This is a genomic window from Rhodopseudomonas sp. AAP120, from assembly GCF_001295845.1.
GTDB lineage: Bacteria > Pseudomonadota > Alphaproteobacteria > Rhizobiales > Xanthobacteraceae > Rhodopseudomonas.
Genome location: NZ_LJIC01000099.1, coordinates 48507 through 67355, shown reverse-complemented (window position 1 = coordinate 67355; position 18849 = coordinate 48507). Strand labels below are relative to the sequence as shown.

19 protein-coding genes are annotated in these 18849 nt (G+C 64.6%); 8 read left to right on the top strand and 11 right to left on the bottom strand.

Annotation, left to right across the window (positions count from 1 at the left end; genetic code table 11):
• Nucleotides 1-34 precede the first annotated feature (34 nt).
• Nucleotides 35-1684, bottom strand: coding sequence for an energy-dependent translational throttle protein EttA (ettA, locus tag IP86_RS16435; protein ID WP_054163609.1), 1650 nt, complete (start codon nucleotides 1682-1684; stop codon nucleotides 35-37).
• Between the two features lie 223 nt (nucleotides 1685-1907).
• On the opposite strand from ettA, the gene IP86_RS28760 reads away from it, so the two are divergent.
• The gene (locus IP86_RS28760) at nucleotides 1908-2123 is read left to right on the top strand and encodes a hypothetical protein (RefSeq protein ID WP_245290654.1); all 216 of its coding nucleotides are present in this window, start codon (nucleotides 1908-1910) and stop codon (nucleotides 2121-2123) included.
• A 91-nt stretch (nucleotides 2124-2214) separates the two neighbouring features.
• Here the strand turns inward: IP86_RS28760 and IP86_RS16425 are convergent, their stop codons facing one another.
• The 5 genes from IP86_RS16425 to IP86_RS16410 all read right to left on the bottom strand — a co-directional run bounded on the left by IP86_RS16425 (nucleotide 2215) and on the right by IP86_RS16410 (nucleotide 7707).
• Nucleotides 2215-3423 (bottom strand): L,D-transpeptidase, encoded by a 1209-nt coding sequence (locus IP86_RS16425; protein ID WP_054163626.1) that lies wholly within the window; start codon nucleotides 3421-3423, stop codon nucleotides 2215-2217.
• A gap of 87 nt (nucleotides 3424-3510) precedes the next feature.
• The gene (locus IP86_RS28755) at nucleotides 3511-3996 is read right to left on the bottom strand and encodes a hypothetical protein (RefSeq protein ID WP_156332530.1); all 486 of its coding nucleotides are present in this window, start codon (nucleotides 3994-3996) and stop codon (nucleotides 3511-3513) included.
• Between the two features lie 1052 nt (nucleotides 3997-5048).
• On the bottom strand, nucleotides 5049-5906 hold the full coding sequence (sseA, locus tag IP86_RS16420; RefSeq protein WP_054163608.1) for a 3-mercaptopyruvate sulfurtransferase: 858 nt from the start codon (nucleotides 5904-5906) through the stop codon (nucleotides 5049-5051).
• A 111-nt stretch (nucleotides 5907-6017) separates the two neighbouring features.
• A complete protein-coding gene (locus IP86_RS16415; protein ID WP_054163607.1) occupies nucleotides 6018-6440 on the bottom strand; it encodes a rhodanese-like domain-containing protein in 423 nt (140 codons plus the stop codon).
• Between the two features lie 91 nt (nucleotides 6441-6531).
• Nucleotides 6532-7707, bottom strand: coding sequence for a vWA domain-containing protein (locus IP86_RS16410; RefSeq protein ID WP_054163606.1), 1176 nt, complete (start codon nucleotides 7705-7707; stop codon nucleotides 6532-6534).
• A gap of 168 nt (nucleotides 7708-7875) precedes the next feature.
• Between IP86_RS16410 and IP86_RS16405 the strand changes: the two genes are divergently transcribed.
• The 3 genes from IP86_RS16405 (at nucleotide 7876) to IP86_RS16395 (ending at nucleotide 11127) form a co-directional block, all read left to right on the top strand.
• Complete coding sequence (locus IP86_RS16405; protein WP_054163605.1) at nucleotides 7876-9831, top strand: sensor domain-containing diguanylate cyclase; 1956 nt, start codon at nucleotides 7876-7878, stop codon at nucleotides 9829-9831.
• 76 nt (nucleotides 9832-9907) lie between these two features.
• Nucleotides 9908-10162, top strand: a complete 255-nt coding sequence (locus IP86_RS16400) for a GlsB/YeaQ/YmgE family stress response membrane protein (protein ID WP_054163604.1) — start codon at nucleotides 9908-9910, stop codon at nucleotides 10160-10162.
• 122 nt (nucleotides 10163-10284) lie between these two features.
• Nucleotides 10285-11127: an AAA family ATPase gene (locus IP86_RS16395; RefSeq protein WP_054163603.1), complete on the top strand. Its 843-nt coding sequence runs from the start codon at nucleotides 10285-10287 to the stop codon at nucleotides 11125-11127.
• A gap of 239 nt (nucleotides 11128-11366) precedes the next feature.
• Here the strand turns inward: IP86_RS16395 and IP86_RS16390 are convergent, their stop codons facing one another.
• Nucleotides 11367-12497, bottom strand: coding sequence for a YwqG family protein (locus IP86_RS16390; RefSeq protein ID WP_054163602.1), 1131 nt, complete (start codon nucleotides 12495-12497; stop codon nucleotides 11367-11369).
• A gap of 199 nt (nucleotides 12498-12696) precedes the next feature.
• Between IP86_RS16390 and IP86_RS16385 the strand changes: the two genes are divergently transcribed.
• From IP86_RS16385 to IP86_RS16375, 3 genes are read left to right on the top strand one after another with little or no spacing between them, the layout of a single operon-like run.
• Entirely contained in the window at nucleotides 12697-13740 is a 1044-nt protein-coding gene (locus IP86_RS16385; protein WP_054163601.1) for an aromatic ring-hydroxylating dioxygenase subunit alpha, read from the top strand.
• Between the two features lie 3 nt (nucleotides 13741-13743).
• Nucleotides 13744-14499, top strand: coding sequence for a GntR family transcriptional regulator (locus tag IP86_RS16380; protein WP_054163600.1), 756 nt, complete (start codon nucleotides 13744-13746; stop codon nucleotides 14497-14499).
• A 13-nt stretch (nucleotides 14500-14512) separates the two neighbouring features.
• Nucleotides 14513-15502, top strand: a complete 990-nt coding sequence (locus IP86_RS16375) for a PDR/VanB family oxidoreductase (protein WP_054163599.1) — start codon at nucleotides 14513-14515, stop codon at nucleotides 15500-15502.
• 190 nt (nucleotides 15503-15692) lie between these two features.
• On the opposite strand, the gene IP86_RS16370 is transcribed toward IP86_RS16375, so the two are convergent.
• From IP86_RS16370 to IP86_RS16355, 4 genes are all read right to left on the bottom strand, one after another.
• On the bottom strand, nucleotides 15693-16025 hold the full coding sequence (locus IP86_RS16370; RefSeq protein ID WP_245290649.1) for a hypothetical protein: 333 nt from the start codon (nucleotides 16023-16025) through the stop codon (nucleotides 15693-15695).
• Nucleotides 16026-16090: 65 nt separating this feature from the next.
• The gene (locus tag IP86_RS16365) at nucleotides 16091-16705 is read right to left on the bottom strand and encodes a GNAT family N-acetyltransferase (RefSeq protein ID WP_054163597.1); all 615 of its coding nucleotides are present in this window, start codon (nucleotides 16703-16705) and stop codon (nucleotides 16091-16093) included.
• Nucleotides 16706-16831: 126 nt separating this feature from the next.
• Nucleotides 16832-17761 carry an SMP-30/gluconolactonase/LRE family protein gene (locus tag IP86_RS16360; RefSeq protein ID WP_054163596.1) on the bottom strand — a complete coding sequence of 310 codons (930 nt, stop codon included), beginning with the start codon at nucleotides 17759-17761 and terminating at the stop codon, nucleotides 16832-16834.
• Between the two features lie 141 nt (nucleotides 17762-17902).
• Nucleotides 17903-18271, bottom strand: coding sequence for a hypothetical protein (locus IP86_RS16355; protein ID WP_054163595.1), 369 nt, complete (start codon nucleotides 18269-18271; stop codon nucleotides 17903-17905).
• 115 nt (nucleotides 18272-18386) lie between these two features.
• Here IP86_RS16355 and IP86_RS16350 point away from each other — a divergent pair, with 115 nt between their 5' ends.
• Nucleotides 18387-18671, top strand: coding sequence for a GIY-YIG nuclease family protein (locus tag IP86_RS16350; protein ID WP_054163594.1), 285 nt, complete (start codon nucleotides 18387-18389; stop codon nucleotides 18669-18671).
• Nucleotides 18672-18849 lie beyond the last annotated feature (178 nt).

The following is an 18849-nucleotide window of genomic DNA, read 5'->3' as shown; positions in this document are numbered from 1 at the left end:
CCCTTGATGAGGCCAAACGCCTCGACGCCGCTAATTACCGCGTCAGCTTCTTGTACTTCGCGCGGTGCGGGATGATAGCATCCTGACCGAGGCGACGCATCTTGTCCTTTTCGTAGTCCTGGAAATTACCTTCGAACCATTCGACGTGGCTGTCGTCCTCGAAGGCAAGGATGTGCGTGGCGATGCGGTCGAGGAACCAGCGGTCATGGCTGATGATCACGGCGCAGCCGGCGAAATCCTCCAGCGCCTCTTCGAGCGCACGCAGCGTGTCGACGTCGAGGTCGTTGGTCGGTTCGTCGAGCAGCAGCACGTTGGCGCCGGACTTCAGCATCTTGGCGAGATGGACGCGGTTACGCTCACCGCCCGACAGCGAGCCGACCTTCTTCTGCTGATCGCCGCCCTTGAAGTTGAAGGCCGAGCAGTAGCCGCGCGAATTGACTTCCTTCTTGCCGAGCAGGATCAGCTCATTACCGCCGGAGATCTCCTCCCACACCGTCTTCTTGCCGTCGAGCGCGTCGCGCGACTGGTCGACATAGCCGAGATGCACGGTCTCGCCGACCGTGATCGTACCACCGTCGGGCTTCTCCTGGCCGGTGATCATGCGGAACAGCGTGGTCTTGCCGGCGCCGTTCGGACCGATGACGCCGACGATGCCGCCGGGCGGCAGCTTGAAGGTGAGATCGTCGATCAGCAGCTTGTCGCCAAAACCCTTGGTGAGATGCTCGAAGTCGACCACGTTGTTGCCGAGCCGCTCGGCGACCGGGATGATGATCTGCGCGGTCTGGCTCTGCTTCTCGGACGCCTTGGCGAGCAGTTCCTCATAGCGCTGATAGCGCGCCTTCGACTTGGCCTGACGCGCCTTGGGCGACGACGCGATCCACTCCTGCTCGCGCTCCAGCGTCTTCTGATGCGCCGCGTCCTCGCGGCCCTCCTGCAGCAGCCGCTTCTGCTTCTGCACCAGCCAGGACGAGTAGTTGCCCTCGTAGGGAATGCCGCGGCCGCGATCGAGCTCGAGAATCCAGCTCGTGACGTTGTCGAGGAAGTAGCGATCGTGGGTCACGATCAGGATCGCGCCCGGATAGTTGCGCAGATGGCTTTCCAACCACGACACGCTCTCGGCGTCGAGATGGTTGGTCGGTTCGTCGAGCAGCAGCAGGTCGGGCTGGTCGAGCAACAGGCGGCACAGCGCGACGCGGCGGCGCTCGCCGCCCGACAGCTTGGTGACGTCGGCGTCGTCCGGCGGGCAGCGCAGCGCGTCCATCGCCTGGTCGACCTTGCTGTCGAGATCCCACAGCCCCGCCGCCTCGATCTGGTCCTGCAGCGCCGTCATCTCGTCGGCGGTCTCGTCCGAGTAGTTCATCGCCAGTTCGTTGTAGCGATCGAGGATCGCTTTCTGCTTGGCGACGCCCAGCATGACGTTTTCACGAACGGTAAGTGCCGGATCGAGTTGCGGCTCCTGCTCGAGATAGCCGACGCGGGCACCTTCGGCGACCCACGCCTCGCCGGTATATTCCTTATCGATCCCCGCCATGATCTTCAGCAGGGTCGATTTACCGGCACCGTTGACGCCGAGCACTCCGATCTTGGCATCCGGGTAGAACGACAGATGGACGTTATCCAGAACCTTGCGGGTCGGATAGGCCTTGGTCAGACCCTGCATGAAGTAGACGAACTGGCGAGCCATGGGGGTCCTTGAACATCAGAGTGTGCGGGGGATTTGGTTGCCGCTGATGTAGCGGGACGCCTGCCAAAGGGCAACCCAAGCGAGCGTCGTTAACGGATCGTTCAGCACAACGGACGAGCGGGCGCGCACCGAGACAATTCGCACAAAGTTTTAACGACCCCGGTCAACAGTCAATGGGGCGCTGGCGCGTCTTGCGCCCGCCGACACTGATCACGAGGCCATCGTGGGACGCTTCCTGTCGACGCCCGTTGAATCCGAAACGTCAGAGCCTTCTGCCGGTCGATTGCGCCTGATCGACGAGATCGGGGAGTTCTGGAGCCAGTTCTTCGTGCAGGCATTCAGCCCCTACCGGCCCGAGCTTCACTACATGCGCGGTCCCGGACCGGCTTGGCGTGCGAAGCATGGCCGCCACGCCGCGCAGCCGGACCGCGGCGTCTGACGCATAGCGGCTGCCATCGACCTCTTCGTCCAGCAAAACGCCCGCGCGGATCGCTCCGCGCGGGCGTTTTGCTGTTCAACGGAGAGCCGGATCAGCGGATCGTCACCGGCGCCGGCAGCGGGGCCACCGAACTCGGCTGCGTTCCTGGCACCGACGACATCTGCGGCTGAGCAGGCGGAGCCGCGGAGGCAACCGGCTGCGGAGCAGCGCTCGCAGTCGCCGGCGGCGGACCACCCGGCAGCACCACGACACGGGTGCCGACCTTGACGCGTTCGAACAGATCGCTGACGTCGTCGTTCAGCATGCCGATGCAACCCGACGACACGAACTTGCCGATCGTCGACGGCTGGTTGGTGCCGTGAATGCGGTAGACCGTCGAGCCGAGATACATCGCACGAGCGCCGAGGGGGTTGCCCGGGCCGCCGGCCATGAAGCGCGGCAAATAGGGCTGGCGCTCGATCATCTCGGTCGGCGGATGCCAATCCGGCCACTCCGCCTTCCGCGTGATCTTCTGCACGCCGGTCCAGGTAAACCCATCGCGCCCGACGCGAACGCCGTAGCGCATCGCACGGCCATTCCCGAGCACATAATAGAGGTAGGTGTGGCTGGTATCGACCACGATGGTCCCGGCCGGCTCCTTCGTCTGGAAGGCGACCTCCTGACGACGCAGATTGGGAGGCAGCTGGAATTCCTGATCGGCCTCCGGCTGATCTTCCGGCGGCAGCGCGGCGACCTGCAGCGGCCGGCCATCGGCGCCCAGCTGCGGCGCGGGCTGCACCGAGCCCGTCGCTTGCTGCGGCATGCCGGACTGTCCGACGCCTTCCGGCGGACGGGGTGAACCGTCGCCCGTGTTGGAGTAGATCACCGGCGGCGGACCGGCCGGGCGGCCATAGCGCGGATCATCCGGCGACATCACCGGGCCCTGGGCGGCCGGGCCGCGATCGGAATAGGCTGGAGCAGTCATCGGACGGCCGTAGCGCGGATCGTCGGGCGACATCACCGGCCCTTGCGGGACCGGCGCGCGCTCCGAATAGACCGGGGCACCGGCGGGACGTCCATAGCGCGGGTCATCGGGAGACATCACCGGGCCGGGCGGCGGCAGGGCCGCCGACCGTCCTGCGGGCATGACCTCTTCGTCGTCGACATTGTCGAAATCCGGCAGCTGACGGCGATAGTCACCCGGCGCCGCCGTCGCATAGGATCCGGACGCGGCGGGATAGTTCTGCGCCTGCGCCAGGGAAGTGCCGGCCGCAATCGCCGCAGCCGTCGCCAACAACGTCAAGATTCGATTGTTCATCATCGCCCGCTTATAGACCGAAGCCGAGACCGGATCGTTAACGGGCTGATGCCGTAGGATCACGGCACATTCAAGACGAGACCGGCACAATCACGCCAAAATCGCGCTTATTTCGGCCCCTGCGCCGCATTTGCCGCGTTTCATTGGCCAACGCGACATCCCCGCAACAGCCGGCGCCCGCCTCCGGTCATACAACCCCGGCTGGATCAATCGGCAGCCAAAGCCGCGACGCGGCGGAACGCGGGCCGATGCACTCGGCGGTGGTGATACGCATGTCACCGCCGCGCAACTGATCATGCGACCAAGCGACTCGGCCGAACTTTTCGCGCCGTGCCGCGAGCCCATTACGCTATTCTCAAGCTGCTTGATTCGCGGCAGGCGTGCGTACGGCCGTCCGATCGAAGCAATGTCGTCGCCGCGTTGGTTGTTGCTCAATGTATCTTCGCGCGCTTGCGCCGAAGACGGAATGAACCCGAGATGCTTCCCGGAGTCCGGTTCCTGTTCGCGGCGGTTGCGCTTGCGGTATCGATGCTGGTGTTTGGCCTCGGCGCCGCGGCGCTGTTGCGTGCGGCGCATGAGCAGTTCGCCAACGAGATGTCGGTCCGTCCCGCCCCGATTGCGGTCGCCGCCTGGCCAAGCCAATCCGCGACGCCGACCTTGAGCATGCTGCGGGTCGAGCCCGCTGGCGAAAATTCCACGCAAAACGCGTCAGCACCGGCTCAGCCGTCTGACGCTGCTGTTGCTCCGCAGTCCGCAGAGCCGCATGCGGGAGTCTCGCCTGCCGCACCGGCGCCCGAAGGGCTTACGAGCTCTGCCAAGCCCGAGACGGTGCAGAGCGATGCAAAGCCTGCCGCCTCCCCGGTCGCTCAGCCAGCCGAAGCTGCCGCAGTTGCACCTGCTCCTGCCGCCCCGCTCGCAGAAGTACCCGCGCAGCAGCCGGCTCCCGCTCCGCCCCAAGAGATCGCGACCGCTCCGACAAACCCGGCAAGCCAGCCTGAGCAGCCCCAACAGGGGGTCAAACCGCCGACTGCGTCGCAGACGTCGGACACTGCTCCCCCGACCCGCAACTCAACCGTGGCCGAAGCCCCGGCCGTGCCTGACCAATCAAAGGTGGCTGATGAAGCCAAGCCTGTTGGCCAAGCCAAGCCGGCGGACGAGAAGGCCGACGCGGCGGCTCCGGCTGCTGCCGAGACACCGGTTTCGGCCAAATTCGAGCCCCCCGCCGTCGTTGGTTCCGAGGCGGCTCCTCCCAAGCCTGCTGATGCTGCGCCACTGGAGAAGGTTGCCGCGCTGACGGGGCCGATTCCGACGCCGCGACGAGATCCGCGTGCGCCGACGAAACCGGTCGTCCAGACGTCCGATCACCCGGCTTCACCGAGTGGAGCGGGTGCTCAGGAGCAAGCTGACAAGCCGAGCGCCCCGATGGCGGCAACCTCTGGCGCCTCCGCGTCCACCAAAGCCCAGCCCACGGCCGAGACGAAACCGAAGGCGACCACCCGCGCGCAGGTGAAGCGTAAGGTGAAACGACGGCGCCAGAGCGAGGCTCCGAGCGTAACTCCCCTGGTAGCGCGGCCGGCGGCGGCTCCGATGCCGCCTTTCGGCTTCCCTCCGAGCTGAGACAGCTTGTTCTACGCCGGTCCGGTGGCGACCGGCGGACCGTCCTGCATCCCCCATTCCGACCATGAGCCGTCGTAGAGCGCCGAGCCGCGGACGCCGAGCCGGTAGAGCGCCAGCGTCAGCACGGCGGCGGAGACGCCGGAGCCGCAACTGGTGACGATCGGGCGGTCCAGATCCACGCCAGCCCGAACAAACGCCGCGCGCAGTTCGTCATGAGATTTCATCAGGCCGGTGTTGGCGTCGAACAGTTCATTGTACGGCAGATTGCGGCTGCCCGGGATATGGCCGGCGCGCAGGCCGGGCCGCGGCTCGGGCACGCGGCCCTCGAAGCGATCGGCCGCGCGCGCGTCGATCACCTGCTCGGCCGCCTTTTCGAGGTTGGCCGCCATCTGCTGCTTGTTGCGGACATAGGCCGGGTGGAACGTCGCGGTAAAATTGCCTGGGATCAGCGCCGGCTTGCCGGATTCGGTCGGCCGGCCTTCCGTCCGCCACTTCTTCAGTCCGCCATCGAGGATGCGGACTTGGGTATGGCCGAACGCAAGAAACATCCACCACGCGCGCGGTGCCGCGACCCAGCCGCCGGCGTCATAGATCACCACCGTGTCGCCCGAGGAAATGCCCAGCGCAGCGACATCGCGGGCGAACTGCGCCGCGTCCGGGAACATGTGCGGCAATGCACTGGCGTGGTCACACACCTCCTCGACGTCGAAATACACTGCCCCGGGAATGTGCGCCGCCAGATAGTCGTCGACCGGCCGTGGCATCACGCCCGGCATCTTGAACGACGCATCGAGCACCTTGACCGTCGGATCGCCGAGCTTCGCAGCGAGCCATTCGGTGGACACCAACGGATCATCGGGAGCAGTCATCGGCAGAACCTCGACGCGGATGTTGAACGACCTCGCGCCGCCACCGGCGCGTCGTCTGCATTGAAAGCGGCGAAGACTTGGTGGCGTCAAGCCGGCCGTGCGAACCGGGCCTCAGCCTTTCGGCGCTTTCGGGACCCACGCTTCGACCGGGCCGCCGGCTTCCCGCCACGCACCAAAGCCGCCCTCGATATGGGCGACCGGCTTCAGCCCCATATCCTGCGCAGTTTTGGCAGCAAGGGCGGAGCGCAGCCCTCCGGCGCAGTAGAACACGAACTTCTTGTCCTGCTGAAAGACCGGCTTGGCGTAAGGGCTTTGCGGATCGATCCAAAACTCGAGCATGCCGCGGGTACACGAGAACGAGCCGGGGATCTTGCCGTCGCGCTCGATTTCGCGGGGATCGCGAATGTCGACGATCACGACGTCTTCGGCACCCGACTTATGCAACGCGATCGCGTCAGACGTGCTCAAAGTCTCGATCGTGGTGTTGGCCTCGTCGATCATCGTCTTGATGCCGCGGGTGATGGTCTGGGGCATGGTCGTTCCTCGAATTGTCTTGATGACCGGTTCGTGCAGCCTGTGCCGTCACCCGGCCGCGCCGGCCTCCTCCGGATGACGACCGCAAGGCTCAGCGCACGAGCTCGCGCATCGCGGCTTCCAGCCCTTCGATTGTGATCGGGTACATCCGTTCGGAGAACAGTCGGCGGATGATCGTGGTGGATTCCGAATAGTCCCAGTGCCGCTGCGCGACGGGATTGAGCCAGACTGCATGCGGATAGGTGCGCAGCACCCGGTCGAGCCAGACGGATCCGGCCTCCTCGTTGACGTGTTCGACCGAACCGCCCGGCACCATGATCTCGTACGGGCTCATCGACGCGTCGCCGACGAACACGACTTTGTAGTCGTGCGGAAACTTGTGCAGCACGTCCCAGGTCGGCGTGCGGTCGGTGAAGCGCCGCTTGTTCTGCTTCCAGACCCCCTCGTAAAGGCAGTTGTGGAAGTAGAAATATTCCATGTGCTTGAATTCGCTCTTCGCCGCCGAGAACAACTCCTCGACCTGAGCGATGTGGCTGTCCATCGAGCCGCCGATATCGAAGAACACCAGCACCTTGACGGCGTTTCGCCGCTCCGGGCGCATGTGGACGTCGAGATAGCCGTGATTGGCGGTCTCCCGGATCGTCGCGTCGAGATCGAGCTCGTCCGGCGCGCCGGTGCGAGCGAATTTGCGCAGCCGCCGCAGCGCCACCTTGATGTTGCGGATGCCGAGTTCGACGTTGCCGTCGAGGTCCTTGAACTCGCGCTTGTCCCAGACCTTCACGGCGCGCTGGTGGCGGCTCTTTTCCTGGCCGATCCGGACGCCCTCCGGATTGTAGCCCTCGGCGCCGAACGGCGAGGTGCCGGCCGTCCCGATCCACTTGTTGCCGCCCTGGTGGCGCTTCTTCTGTTCCTCGAGGCGTTTCTTCAAGGTCTCCATGAGCTTGTCCCAGCCCATGGCCTCGATCTGCTTCTTCTCTTCCTCGGTCAGGTATTTCTCGGCGAGCTTCTTCAGCCACTCGGCCGGAATGTCGGCCTTCTCCATCGCGTCGAGGAGATTCTCGAGGCCCTTGAAGGTGGCGCCGAACACCCGATCGAACTTGTCGAGGTTCCGCTCGTCCTTCACCAGCGCGGCGCGCGACAGATAGTAGAAATTCTCGACGCTCTGATCCGCGAGGTCGGCGTCGAGCGCCTCCATCAGCGTCAGATATTCGCGGAGCGTGACCGGAACCTGGGCGTCGCGCAGCGACGTGAAGAACTGAAGGAACATGAACGACAGATTGCCCGAGCGGTACGGCCCGTCAAGGGCACAGATGCTGATTTGCCGCTGTTGAAAACCGCCCTGAAACCTCGAATGCCGCCAAACGGAACGATCGGATTATCGGTTGGGTAAGCAAAGCCGTTGCAGGTGTGTGCGGGTAACAACCCGACATCGCCGATGACCTCCCGCAAGCTGCTATGGACCAACCTGACCGGCCGGATGTCCACGCCGGTCCTGATCGTCACAGTCTTTGTGGCGACGCTGACCGCGTGCGTCGTCGGGCTGATGGTCTGGAAGGAGTACGACGCGCGGCAGAATGCGCTCGCCCAGAGCGAGACGGAGATGCGGAACCTGGCGCATTCCCTGGCGGAGCATGCATCGCACACGATCCAGGCGATCGACGTGGTGATGGACGACATCGTCGCGTTCATGCGGCTGCAGCGCATCCCGAACCGGGCGATCTTCGACGCGCGGCTGCGGGAAGTCGCCGACAATCTCACGCAAATCAGCGACCTGGTGATTCTGAACGCAGCGGGCGACATCGACTACGCCTCGTTGCCGAGAGCCCCTTCCCTCAACAACGCCGACCGCAGCTATTTCATCCATCACCGGGAGCACGCCGACAAGACGCTTCTGATCACCGGTCCTATTCTGTCACGCTATTCGGGGCGTCCGATCATCGCGCTGACACGGCGGATCGAAAATCCCGACGGCAGCTTCGGCGGCGTCGTGATCGCGACCATCGACAGCGGTTACTTCACCGACTTCTACAAAACGCTCGATCTCGGCTCCGACGGGGCGATCACGCTGGCGGCCGGCGACGGCCGCATTTTGATCCGCTGGCCCGCGGCGGCCGATGGGAGGGATCTGACCAACTCCGTGTTGTTTCGGGAACTGCTTCCCCGCAGCCCCAAGGGCTACAATATGGAGACTTCTCCGTTCGACAACCTGACCAAATACTATGCCTATGAGCGGGTGCAGCGCTATCCGCTCATCGTCACCGTCGCCCGGACCCAGGCTTCAGTGCTGGCCCGGTGGCGCGAGGGAATTCGGTCGGACGCTTTGGTGGCAACTGCGATGCTGGCCTGCATCGCGCTGCTGGCCGCCGTGCTCGCCGGACAGTTGCGCAATCGCCAGCGGTTCGAAGCCATCCTGCGCGAACGCGATGCCCGACATCGCCTGATCGACGCCAACATCGGCGACGTCGTCGTGCTGCTCGACGAGCGCGGCGTGGTGACCTTCGTGTCGGAATCCGTCGAGGGGGTGCTCGGTTTCACGGCCGAAGAGATGGTCGGCCGCACCTATCTGGACATGCTGTATCCCGACGATATTCCAGCCCTGCGTGCGATGGGGCGGCAACTGGCCCAGTGCCGTGAGGCCTTGCGCGCCGAATTTCGCATGGAGCGCGCGGACGGCACCATCGTCTGGCTGGAAGCGAACTTCCGTTTCACCCGCCAGAACGGCAAGCCCGGCAATCACATTGTCTGCACCTTGCGCGACGTCACCCGCCGCAAGCAGGTGGAAGACGAAGTCGAAGCCCTGAATTCCCGTTTGGCGGAATTGGCGCGGACGGACGGCCTCACCGGGCTGCCCAATCGCCGCGCGCACGAGGACTTCATCGACGACGCCTTCGCGACACACGCACAGCTCTCCGTATTGATGATCGACGTCGACTACTTCAAGGGCTTCAACGACGGCCTCGGCCACCAGGCCGGTGACGAAGGCCTGAAACTGATCGGCTCATTGCTGGCGGCCGCCGTCGCCGACTGCGGTGGACATGCGGCCCGCTATGGCGGGGAAGAATTCGCCATCGTGTTGCCCGGAGCCGACGCCGATGCCGCCATGCAGCTTGCCGAAATCATCCGCCACGAGGTTCGCCGGCTCGGCCTCGCCAACCCGGATTCGCCGGCCGGTCACCTGACGGTGAGCATCGGGGTCGCCAGCCGGACGTCCACCATGCACGAACCGGCAACGCTGGTCCGCGACGCAGATTTGGCGCTCTACCAGGCCAAGCGCAGCGGCCGTAACCGCTGCGTCGCGTCGCTCGCGCAGGTCAGCGATATGCCCCCTCTGGTTCCGGAGGCGAATGGCAAGCCGAACACCTCGGTGCGCCGCCGGGTTCCAAACGCCTAGACCCTGCCGGCTGCTTTCCACTAAAGTCGCCCGGCCGCGGCCGATCAGTCGCGGCGAGAACAAGCGGGGATCTGGCATGGGTATCGATTCGATCTTGGTCTGGCTTCTGGTCGGCGCGGTCGCGGGCTGGCTCGCAGGGCTGCTGGTGCGCGGCGGCGGCTTTGGCCTGATCGGCAACATCGTCGTCGGCATCGTCGGGGCAGTCGTGGCCGGCTGGCTGCTGCCGTTCCTCGGCGTGTCGTTGGGCGCCGGCATTTTCCGGGCGATCATCAACGCCGCGATCGGCGCGGTGATCGTGCTGGTGTTGCTGGCCATGATCCGCAGAGCCTGATACGCAGGCTGTCGGCGCTGCGGTCCCTCGATCGCAGCCGGATGTGACCTCCACATCCAGAGACGCAACAACAAACAACAAGAATGGCGCGCGCCGCCTGATCACAGACGAGGCAGAAACGCATGAAGTTCACCGGCACCAAGGATTATGTGGCGACCGACGACCTCAAGGTCGCCGTCAATGCGGCGATTGTTCTGGAACGGCCGCTCTTGGTGAAAGGCGAGCCCGGGACCGGCAAGACGGTGCTGGCCGAGGAAGTTGCACGGGCGCTCGGTGCGCCGCTGCTGACCTGGCACATCAAGTCCACCACCAAGGCGCAGCAGGGCCTGTATGAATACGACGCCGTGTCGCGACTGCGCGACAGCCAGCTCGGCGATCCGCGGGTGTCGGACATCAAGAACTACATCAAGCGCGGCAAACTGTGGGAAGCCTTCACCCACGAGCAGCGCCCGGTGCTGCTGATCGACGAAATCGACAAGGCCGACATCGAATTTCCCAACGACCTGCTGCTCGAACTCGACCGGATGGAGTTCCACGTCTACGAGACCGGCGAAACCATCCGCGCCGAGAAGCGCCCGATCGTGGTGATCACCTCCAACAACGAGAAGGAACTGCCCGACGCCTTCCTGCGCCGCTGCTTCTTCCACTACATCAAATTCCCCGACGCCGACACGATGCAGGCGATCGTCGACGTCCACTTCCCCGGCATCAAGCAGCGCCTGGTGGCGGAAGCGCTCAAGATCTTCTTCGAAGTCCGGGACGTACCCGGCCTGAAGAAGAAGCCGTCGACCTCCGAACTGCTCGACTGGCTGAAGCTCCTGCTCAATGAGGAGATGACCCCGGAGCAACTGAAGGAGCGTGATCCGCGCAAGCTGATCCCCCCGCTGCACGGCGCGCTGCTCAAGAACGAGCAGGACGTCCACCTGTTCGAGCGCCTGGCGTTCCTGAGCCGACGGGAAGTGTAACCTCTCTTTTTGTCATTCCGGGTCGCGCGTAGCGCGAACCCGGAATCCATAACCACCGCGCTCGCTTTGCTGCACAGCAACTCGGCCTTCGTGCCTCACAGTTAGTCCAGGGACTATGGATTTCGGGCCTGCGCCGCTGCGCGGCGCATCCCGGAATGACGAACGCGAGGCTCACGACGTAGGTAGTCAGCACCTGCGCGGTGAGCGCCCTCGCCGTCGCAAGGCGATCTGCGCAGCCGCTACGTACACTGCATCGCGAGTTCAGCCGCATCCCACCGCTGATCCGCGAAATCATCCTTGGTAACGAAGTAATAGAGATAACCGCCGGGCCCCCAATCAACGAAATCCTGGCCGTTGGTATAGCTGTCGAGCTGCAGCAGCAGCTGATAGGCGCTAAAAGGCTCGTTGAGGGTTAGGGTGAAGTCCTCGTCCTGCAGCAGATCCGGCCAGCCGAACAGCTTACTGCCGCCCGGACCGTCCCAATCCTCCGGCGATCCGTAGGCGATCATTTCGCGGCGAAACCGTTCGTAGATATCGAGTTGCGCTCGGTCGGGTAGAATCGCGGCGACGATGCTGCTCTTTGGATCGGGAAGATCGAACATCGGCCTGAACAGCAATTCGGCCCGCGCAAACCGCGTCAGGATCTCGAGCGGTGGCTTGGCCGCGACCAGATCGGCGGTGTCGGGCCAGTAGTAAGCAGCGCCACCCTGTCCGGTCAGCAAACAGCCCATCGCCGTGTCGTGATCGGCGAAAAACGACAGCAGCCCGCGATCCGGCAAAGATTCGGCGCCCAGCATCCCGTGCACGTCCGCGCAATTGATCTGGCCGATGAACAGCATCGGTTCGCCGGCCGCGACCGGCCAAGTCCAGTCCGGCGGTGCATAGGGCATTCCTCCCAGCCGGGAGCCGTCCGCCGGCGCATCGGGCCGCTCTCCGTGGGGCCAAAGACCAATCGCAGGTCGTAACCAGCGCAGCAGCGCGTCGGCCTGATCCGGCAGCACCTTGCTGAGCCGATGCGCGATCTCTGCCGCTGACAAGGCCGGCGGTGGCGGATTGCGTATCATCCAGAACGCCGGATGCTCGGGCGGAAGCGTTAGCGTTTGCGCCGGCGGCGCACCGTCAGGCTGCTTCAGCGCTTGCGCGGCCGCCCTGGCGACAGCCGGGTCGGCATGCTCCAGCAACTGTCGCAGCGCCGCCGCCGAACCACCGCCCCGGCGGAGCAGAACCTGCACGATCCTGCTCCGCTCTACGGCTCGTTCGCGGAAGCGGCGATTATACGCGCCGACATGATCGATCTGCTCGTCGCTACGTAGATTGTCGAGCCACACCGCAATGAGCGCGGCGTCGTCCATCGTTTCCAGATCGGCCATGACCGTCTCCCCAGCGCAGAGGCACATCCAACGAACAAATCACGAACAGGCCAAGTCAGGATGTTCCTTTCGACGCTTGGCGACGCATCGGTATACAGAATTGCGAGTTCATCGGCCGTTCTGAGGAGAATTCTTGTCAAATGGCATTTTATGTATACAGTCAGAACTCAGAATAAGAATGACTTTCAGGGAGGCCTTGATGCCCGCTTTTCCGCTCAACGCCTGGTATGCGGCGGCTTGGGACGCCGACATCAAGCACGCGCTGTTGCCGCGCACGATCTGTGGCAAACATGTGGTGATGTTTCGGAAGAGCGACGGCTCGGTCGCGGCGCTCGAAGATGCCTGCTGGCACCGGCTGGTGCCGTTGTCCAAGGGCCGGCTCGAAGGTGACACCGTCGTGTGCGGCTATCACGGGCTCAAGTTCAATGCCCAGGGCCGCTGCACCTACATGCCGTCGCAGGAGACGATCAATCCGTCAGCCTGCGTGCGTAGTTATCCGGTGGTCGAGCGGCATCGCTTCATCTGGCTGTGGATGGGCGATCCGACGCTGGCCGATCCGGCGCTGGTGCCGGACATGCATTGGAACGACGATCCCGCCTGGGCCGGCGACGGCAAGACCATCCACGTCCAATGCGATTGGCGACTGGTGGTCGACAATCTGATGGACCTCACCCACGAGACTTACGTGCACGGCTCGTCGATCGGCAATGAAGCGGTTGCCGAAGCGCCTTTCGACGTCACGCACGGCGATCGCACCGTCACGGTGACGCGCTGGATGCGCGGCATCGAGGCGCCGCCGTTCTGGGCCGCGCAACTGCGCAAGCCCGGTCTGGTCGACCGCTGGCAGATCATCCGCTTCGAGGCACCCGGCACGGTGACGATCGACGTCGGCGTTGCTCCAGCGGGCAGCGGCGCGCCGGAAGGCGACCGCTCTCAGGGCGTCAACGGCTTCGTGCTCAACACCATGACGCCGGAAACCGAAACGACCTGTCACTACTTCTGGGCGTTCGTGCGCAACTATCGGCTGACCGAGCAGCGCCTGACGACGGAGATCCGCGAAGGCGTCGCCGGCATTTTCGGCGAGGACGAAATCATCCTCGAGGCCCAGCAGCGCGCCATCAGTGAGAACCCGGACCGCGTGTTCTACAATCTCAACATCGATGCCGGCGCGATGTGGTCGCGCAAGCTGATCGACCGGATGACGGCGAAGGAAGCTGCGCCGCGGCTGCAGGCTGCGGAGTAAGCGATGAACGACAAGGTCGCAGACCGCTCGATGTCGCAGACCGTGCGCGCGCAGCTGGCGTTGCGCGACATGGTGCTGTCCGGCCAGCTCCGTGCGGGCGAGCGCATCTCGGAGTTACAGGCGGTCGACATCACTGGCGTATCGCGCACGCCGGTGCGGATGGCGCTGGTGCGGCTCGAGGACGAAGGGCTGCTGCAGGCAATTCCGTCCGGCGGTTTCATGGTCAAGGCGTTTTCCGAGCGCGACATCCTCGACTCGATCGAACTGCGCGGCACGATGGAAGGCCTCGCCGCCCGCTTCGCCGCCGAACGCGGCGCCAGCGCACGGCAGATCGAGCCACTGAAAGAGTGCCTCGCCGATATCGATCTCCTGGTAAAGCAGGATCCGATCTCGGTCGAGGCGTTCTCGTCCTACGTGTCGCTGAACGCCCGGTTTCACGCGCTGCTCAACGAGCTGTCCGGCAGCGGCCCGGTGATGCGGCAGATCGACCGCGTCGCCGCCCTGCCCTTCGCGTCGCCGAGCGCTTTCGTGATGGCGCAATCGGCGCTGCCAGAGGCGCATCAGATTCTGATGATCGCTCAGGATCACCACCGTATTGTGGTCGACGCGATCGAGAACCGCGAGGGCGGCCGCGCCGAGGCAGTGATGCGCGAGCACGCGCGCCTCGCCGTGCGCAACCTGCGGCTCGCGCTGCGCAACCGCACCCATCTCGAATTGCTGCCGGCGCTGGCGCTGGTGACGTCCGCAGCGGACAGATAGCACGGAGGCCGATATGCGTTTTGCCGAGCACTGGAGCCACGCCACCGTCGTGGCTACCCGCGATCTCGCGCCGACCATCCGCGAAATCATCTTCAAGCCGGACCTGCCGGCCGGGAGCTGGGCGCCGGGCAGCCACATCAGCGTCGCCGTGCTGATCGATGGCCAGCCGGAGCGGCGCAGCTACTCGCTGATCCCTTGCAGCGACGGGCTGCTGCGCATTGCCGTGCGCCTCGCCGACGACAGCCGCGGCGGCTCGCGCGCGATGTGGGCGCTTCAAGCTGGCAGCGGTTTGGAGATTTCCAATCCGACCTCGCTGTTCGAGATTGACTGGAGCCGCAAGCACTATTGCCTGGTCGCCGGCGGCATCGGCGTGACGCCGATGCTGGGCATCGCCGCGGCTCTCGCGCGCAAGAATGTCGATCTGTCGATGCACTATGCGGTGAAGTCCGACGATGACGCCGCGCTACATGACGAACTGAGCGCGCTGCTCGGCGAGCGGCTCTGGCTGCATCCGAGCGACGCCGGCGTGCGGCTCGACCTTGCCGCAGCGTTCGCGGCCCTTCCCGAGAATGCGATCGCCGTTGTGTGTGGGCCGCTCCGCATGCTTGAAGCGGCGAAGCACGCCTGGGCGGAAGCCGGCCGACCGGGCAGCGACCTTTGCTTCGAGACCTTCGGATCGAGCGGGCGGTTGCCGACCCGCGAATTCCGGGTGCGGATCGAGACCACCGGACAGGAAATCCTGGTGCCACGGTATCGCTCCATGCTCGACGTGCTCAACGCCGCAGGGTTCGAGGTCATCTCGGATTGCCAACGCGGCGAGTGCGGCGTTTGCGCGATCGACGTCGCCCGTGTGGACGGCGAGATCGACCACCGCGACGTGTTCTTCAGCGCCGAGCAGAAGCACGAAAACGAAAAGATCTGCCCATGCGTCTCACGGGCGAATGGAACCGTGACGATAGACACATTGTACCGCGCGGATCAGTTGCCGAGCGCGGCCGCGTAAACCGCGCGTTATCGGAGGAGACTGGCCTGCGAAGTGATCCTGTCCCGCTCACCAAGCCGAACCGCTTCGACGAGCCAGCCATCGCGCGGCGCCTTACGCCGCTCGTTTGGCTCGCAATTGCCTGGCTCGCAATTGCCGGAAAGCCTTAGCCGATCGGGGTGAACGTGAGTCTGGGCGCGGACGAGCAGCCTCAGCGCCAGCTTTCATGGACGTCGGCCGGCTGGTCGCAAACCCATTCCGGCCGCAGCATAACCTGGCAGCCCTTCTCGAACGGCAGCGCGCACACCCGGCGCTGGTCCTGCATGATTTCGATCGACCAGGTCAGCGGAACACTCGGCTGCAGCTGGATGAGCCGCTGGATGACGCCCGCCGCGAACAGCGTGGCGTCGATATCGTCAGCCAGCGCCGCCCCGTCGTGGCCCGGGCCATCGACGCGGTTGATCGGATCGCAGACGTGAAAACGATAGAACGGCATCTCGGCAGCATGGCGGGGTCGGCCCGCCCCCGGAATGATGTAGATCAATCCGCCCCAATCTAATCGATCATTCTTTCGATCAGCAAGCTGTTAGCAGATCCGCCGGGTCCGCATCACGTGAAAACCCGCAGGCCGGGCCTCGGCTTATCGAACAGCTGATAGTTCAGATGCACCTTCACGGTCGGCCATTCGGACGCGATGATCGAGTACACAACCGTATCGCGGAGCGTCCCGTTCGATGCGATCTGGTGACTGCGCAAGATACCATCCTGCTTGGCACCCAGGCGTTCGATGCCACGGCGGGACTGGTGATTGAAGAAATGGGTACGGAACTCGACCGCGATACAGTCCAGTTTCTCGAAGGCGTGCTGCAACAGCAGCAGCTTGCATTGCGTGTTGAGGCCGGTGCGCTGCACGCTGGGCGCGTACCAGGTCGAACCGATCTCGACCCTGCGATTGGCAGCGTCGACGTTCATGTAGGTCGTCACGCCGACGATGCGGCCGTCTGCGTCCTTCACCGTCCACGGCAGCATCGCCCCCTGCACCTGCAGAGCCAGCCGACGCGCAATCTCGGCTTCCATCCGATCAGGCGCCGGGACAGCTGTGTACCAGAGCTTCCACAACTCGCCGTCCTGCACGGCCTCGATCAGCCCGTCGCGATGCGCCGGCTGCAGCGGCTCCAACGTCGCGTGCGGTCCGCTGAGAGTGACGGGTTCGAGCCAGGGCATTGCAGATCCTCTTCGCTTTCGCAGTACGACCTCTCATACGTCATTGCGAGGAGCAAAGCGACGAAGCAATCCGGCTCCGTGCACGGGTTGGATTGCTTCGCCTTCGGCTCGCAATGACGAGGAACGTTACTTGTTCAAGAAATTCAGCGGCAGGCCGCCGCGCGGCCAGTCCATGGCGATCAATTCGCCTTTGCCGGACAGCGTGATGTAGGCGGTCTTCAGCTCTGGCCCGCCGAACGCAATGTTTGTGGTAACGCGATCGCCAGTCTCAACCTGCTCGACCAGTGTGCCATCGGGAGCGATCACCGAGATGCAACCGGAGACCAGGGTCGCGACGCAGACATTGCCGCCGGCCTCCACGGCGAGCGAGTCGAACATCTGGTAGCCGCCCAGTCCGGCGATCGGCTTGCCCTTCTCGCCGCGATAGATCACGTCGCGCGGCTTCACCTCTCCGGGCGCGGAGATCTCGTATGCCCACAGACGAGCGGTCGGGGTCTCCGCCGCGTACATCGTGGTCTCGTCCGGCGACAGCCCGATGCCGTTGAGCGGTAGCGTGCCGAACACCTGTTCGGTGATCTCGCTCATCCCCGGTTTGATGTAGTAAGCGGCGCCGACATCCATGTCGCGCGCGCGCCGCTTGCCGAGGTCGGTGAACCACAACCCGCCGTGCTTGTCGAACACCAGGTCGTTCGGCCCCTTCAGCGGGTGCTCGCCGCACTTGTCGAACAGCGTTTCGACGGCGCCACTTTGCAAATCGACACGCTGGATCGAACCGCCGATATATTCGTGCGCGGCCGGCGCGCCGGGCATCATCGTGCCGCGCGACGGAAACCAGCCGAAGCCACCGTTGTTGCAGATGTACATCTTGCCGTCGGGGCCGAGCGCCGCGCCGTTCGGGCCGCCGGGGATCTTGGCGACGACCTCTTTGCGGCCGTCCGGCCAGACCCGCGTGAGTTGCTGCGCCCGAATCTCGACGAGGACCACCGAGCCGTCGGGCATGACCACCGGCCCTTCGGGAAAGGCGAGATCGGTGGCGAGTACGCGAACGTTGGACATGAATCCTCCCGATGTTTGTTCTTGTTGCAGGGCGGACTTCAAGCCCGTGCGCCGTGACGCACGATGTTAGGCGTCTCGGTGCGCGCTGCCAAGCCGCGCACCTCGTTCGAATTCCGTTCAGCGGCAGGCGAGCAGCCGCTGTTACTTCGCGTCGCTCTTCGTATCGGGTTTTGCGTCGGGCTTTGCTGGCGACGCATCCTTCGCCGGAGCGGCCGGCTCGGGCTTCTTCTGAGCCGCCTGCGATTGTTCGAGCGATTTCTGCAGCGTTGCCACGGACGCTTTCAGCGCCTCGATCTGACGGTTGGCGGCGTCGAGCTTCTGTTGCTGATCGAGCCGCGCCTTGTCGAACGACTTCTGCAGAAATTCGACATTGCTCTGCAGGCAACTGGTGCGCCGTTCCATCGTCTTCTCGGCCGTACAGATCTCAATGCCCGGTACGTCCTGGGCCAGTGTCGCCCCGCCGCCGAGCAGAGTGGCCACCATCGCCCATCCCATCGTCCTGCCGATCATTCTGCGCTCCATCCGCGGTTGCGTGAACAGCAGCCAAGCGGCCTTGGTCCCGCGCTGTCAACGTGCAGGGCCGCGGCTGATTGCCGGACTCGGCCGTCCATGCGAGGCTTGCGCCATGCAAGAAGCTCCCGCCGAAGAAGAGTGTTTCGTCTATGTGCTCGGCTGCGCGAGCCCCAGCCGCTACCTGACCTATGTCGGATGGACGCTCGATCTCGACCGACGGCTGGCGCAGCACAATGCCGGGACCGGCGCGCGCTCGACGCGCGGTCGCAACTGGGTCCTGATCCACAGCGAACGCTTCACTAGCCGGCAGGACGCGATGAGCCGCGAATGGCACCTGAAGCGCGACCGTGCGTTCAGGCGCAGCCTGGTCGCAAAAGCCAGAACTTCCAACATCTAAAACAGCGCCGACGACATGCCCGATGTTCCGATCTGCGACAGCACATCTGCCGCATCTTAACGGTTCGAACGCTTCCGGAACAAAGCGCGGCCGAATCACCGCGAATCACAAATAGCGAATCTTCTCGCCCTACATCTCGCGGCAAGATCCCGGCAGGACGCAATTTGTGCCGCGTTGG

Excerpts from the sequence above, each read along its gene's own strand:
- ettA (WP_054163609.1), bottom strand. The coding sequence starts at position 1,684 with ATGGCTCGCCAGTTCGTCTACTTCATGCAGGGTCTGACCAAGGCCTAT.
- IP86_RS16425 (WP_054163626.1), bottom strand. The coding sequence starts at position 3,423 with ATGATGAACAATCGAATCTTGACGTTGTTGGCGACGGCTGCGGCGATT.
- IP86_RS28755 (WP_156332530.1), bottom strand. The coding sequence starts at position 3,996 with ATGCGCCGCACGCAACAGCGCCGCGGCGCCGAGGCCAAACACCAGCAT.
- sseA (WP_054163608.1), bottom strand. The coding sequence starts at position 5,906 with ATGACTGCTCCCGATGATCCGTTGGTGTCCACCGAATGGCTCGCTGCG.
- IP86_RS16415 (WP_054163607.1), bottom strand. The coding sequence starts at position 6,440 with ATGCCCCAGACCATCACCCGCGGCATCAAGACGATGATCGACGAGGCC.
- IP86_RS16410 (WP_054163606.1), bottom strand. The coding sequence starts at position 7,707 with ATGTTCCTTCAGTTCTTCACGTCGCTGCGCGACGCCCAGGTTCCGGTC.
- IP86_RS16405 (WP_054163605.1), top strand. The coding sequence starts at position 7,876 with ATGACCTCCCGCAAGCTGCTATGGACCAACCTGACCGGCCGGATGTCC.
- IP86_RS16400 (WP_054163604.1), top strand. The coding sequence starts at position 9,908 with ATGGGTATCGATTCGATCTTGGTCTGGCTTCTGGTCGGCGCGGTCGCG.
- IP86_RS16395 (WP_054163603.1), top strand. The coding sequence starts at position 10,285 with ATGAAGTTCACCGGCACCAAGGATTATGTGGCGACCGACGACCTCAAG.
- IP86_RS16390 (WP_054163602.1), bottom strand. The coding sequence starts at position 12,497 with ATGGCCGATCTGGAAACGATGGACGACGCCGCGCTCATTGCGGTGTGG.
- IP86_RS16385 (WP_054163601.1), top strand. The coding sequence starts at position 12,697 with ATGCCCGCTTTTCCGCTCAACGCCTGGTATGCGGCGGCTTGGGACGCC.
- IP86_RS16380 (WP_054163600.1), top strand. The coding sequence starts at position 13,744 with ATGAACGACAAGGTCGCAGACCGCTCGATGTCGCAGACCGTGCGCGCG.
- IP86_RS16375 (WP_054163599.1), top strand. The coding sequence starts at position 14,513 with ATGCGTTTTGCCGAGCACTGGAGCCACGCCACCGTCGTGGCTACCCGC.
- IP86_RS16365 (WP_054163597.1), bottom strand. The coding sequence starts at position 16,705 with ATGCCCTGGCTCGAACCCGTCACTCTCAGCGGACCGCACGCGACGTTG.
- IP86_RS16360 (WP_054163596.1), bottom strand. The coding sequence starts at position 17,761 with ATGTCCAACGTTCGCGTACTCGCCACCGATCTCGCCTTTCCCGAAGGG.
- IP86_RS16355 (WP_054163595.1), bottom strand. The coding sequence starts at position 18,271 with ATGATCGGCAGGACGATGGGATGGGCGATGGTGGCCACTCTGCTCGGC.
- IP86_RS16350 (WP_054163594.1), top strand. The coding sequence starts at position 18,387 with ATGCAAGAAGCTCCCGCCGAAGAAGAGTGTTTCGTCTATGTGCTCGGC.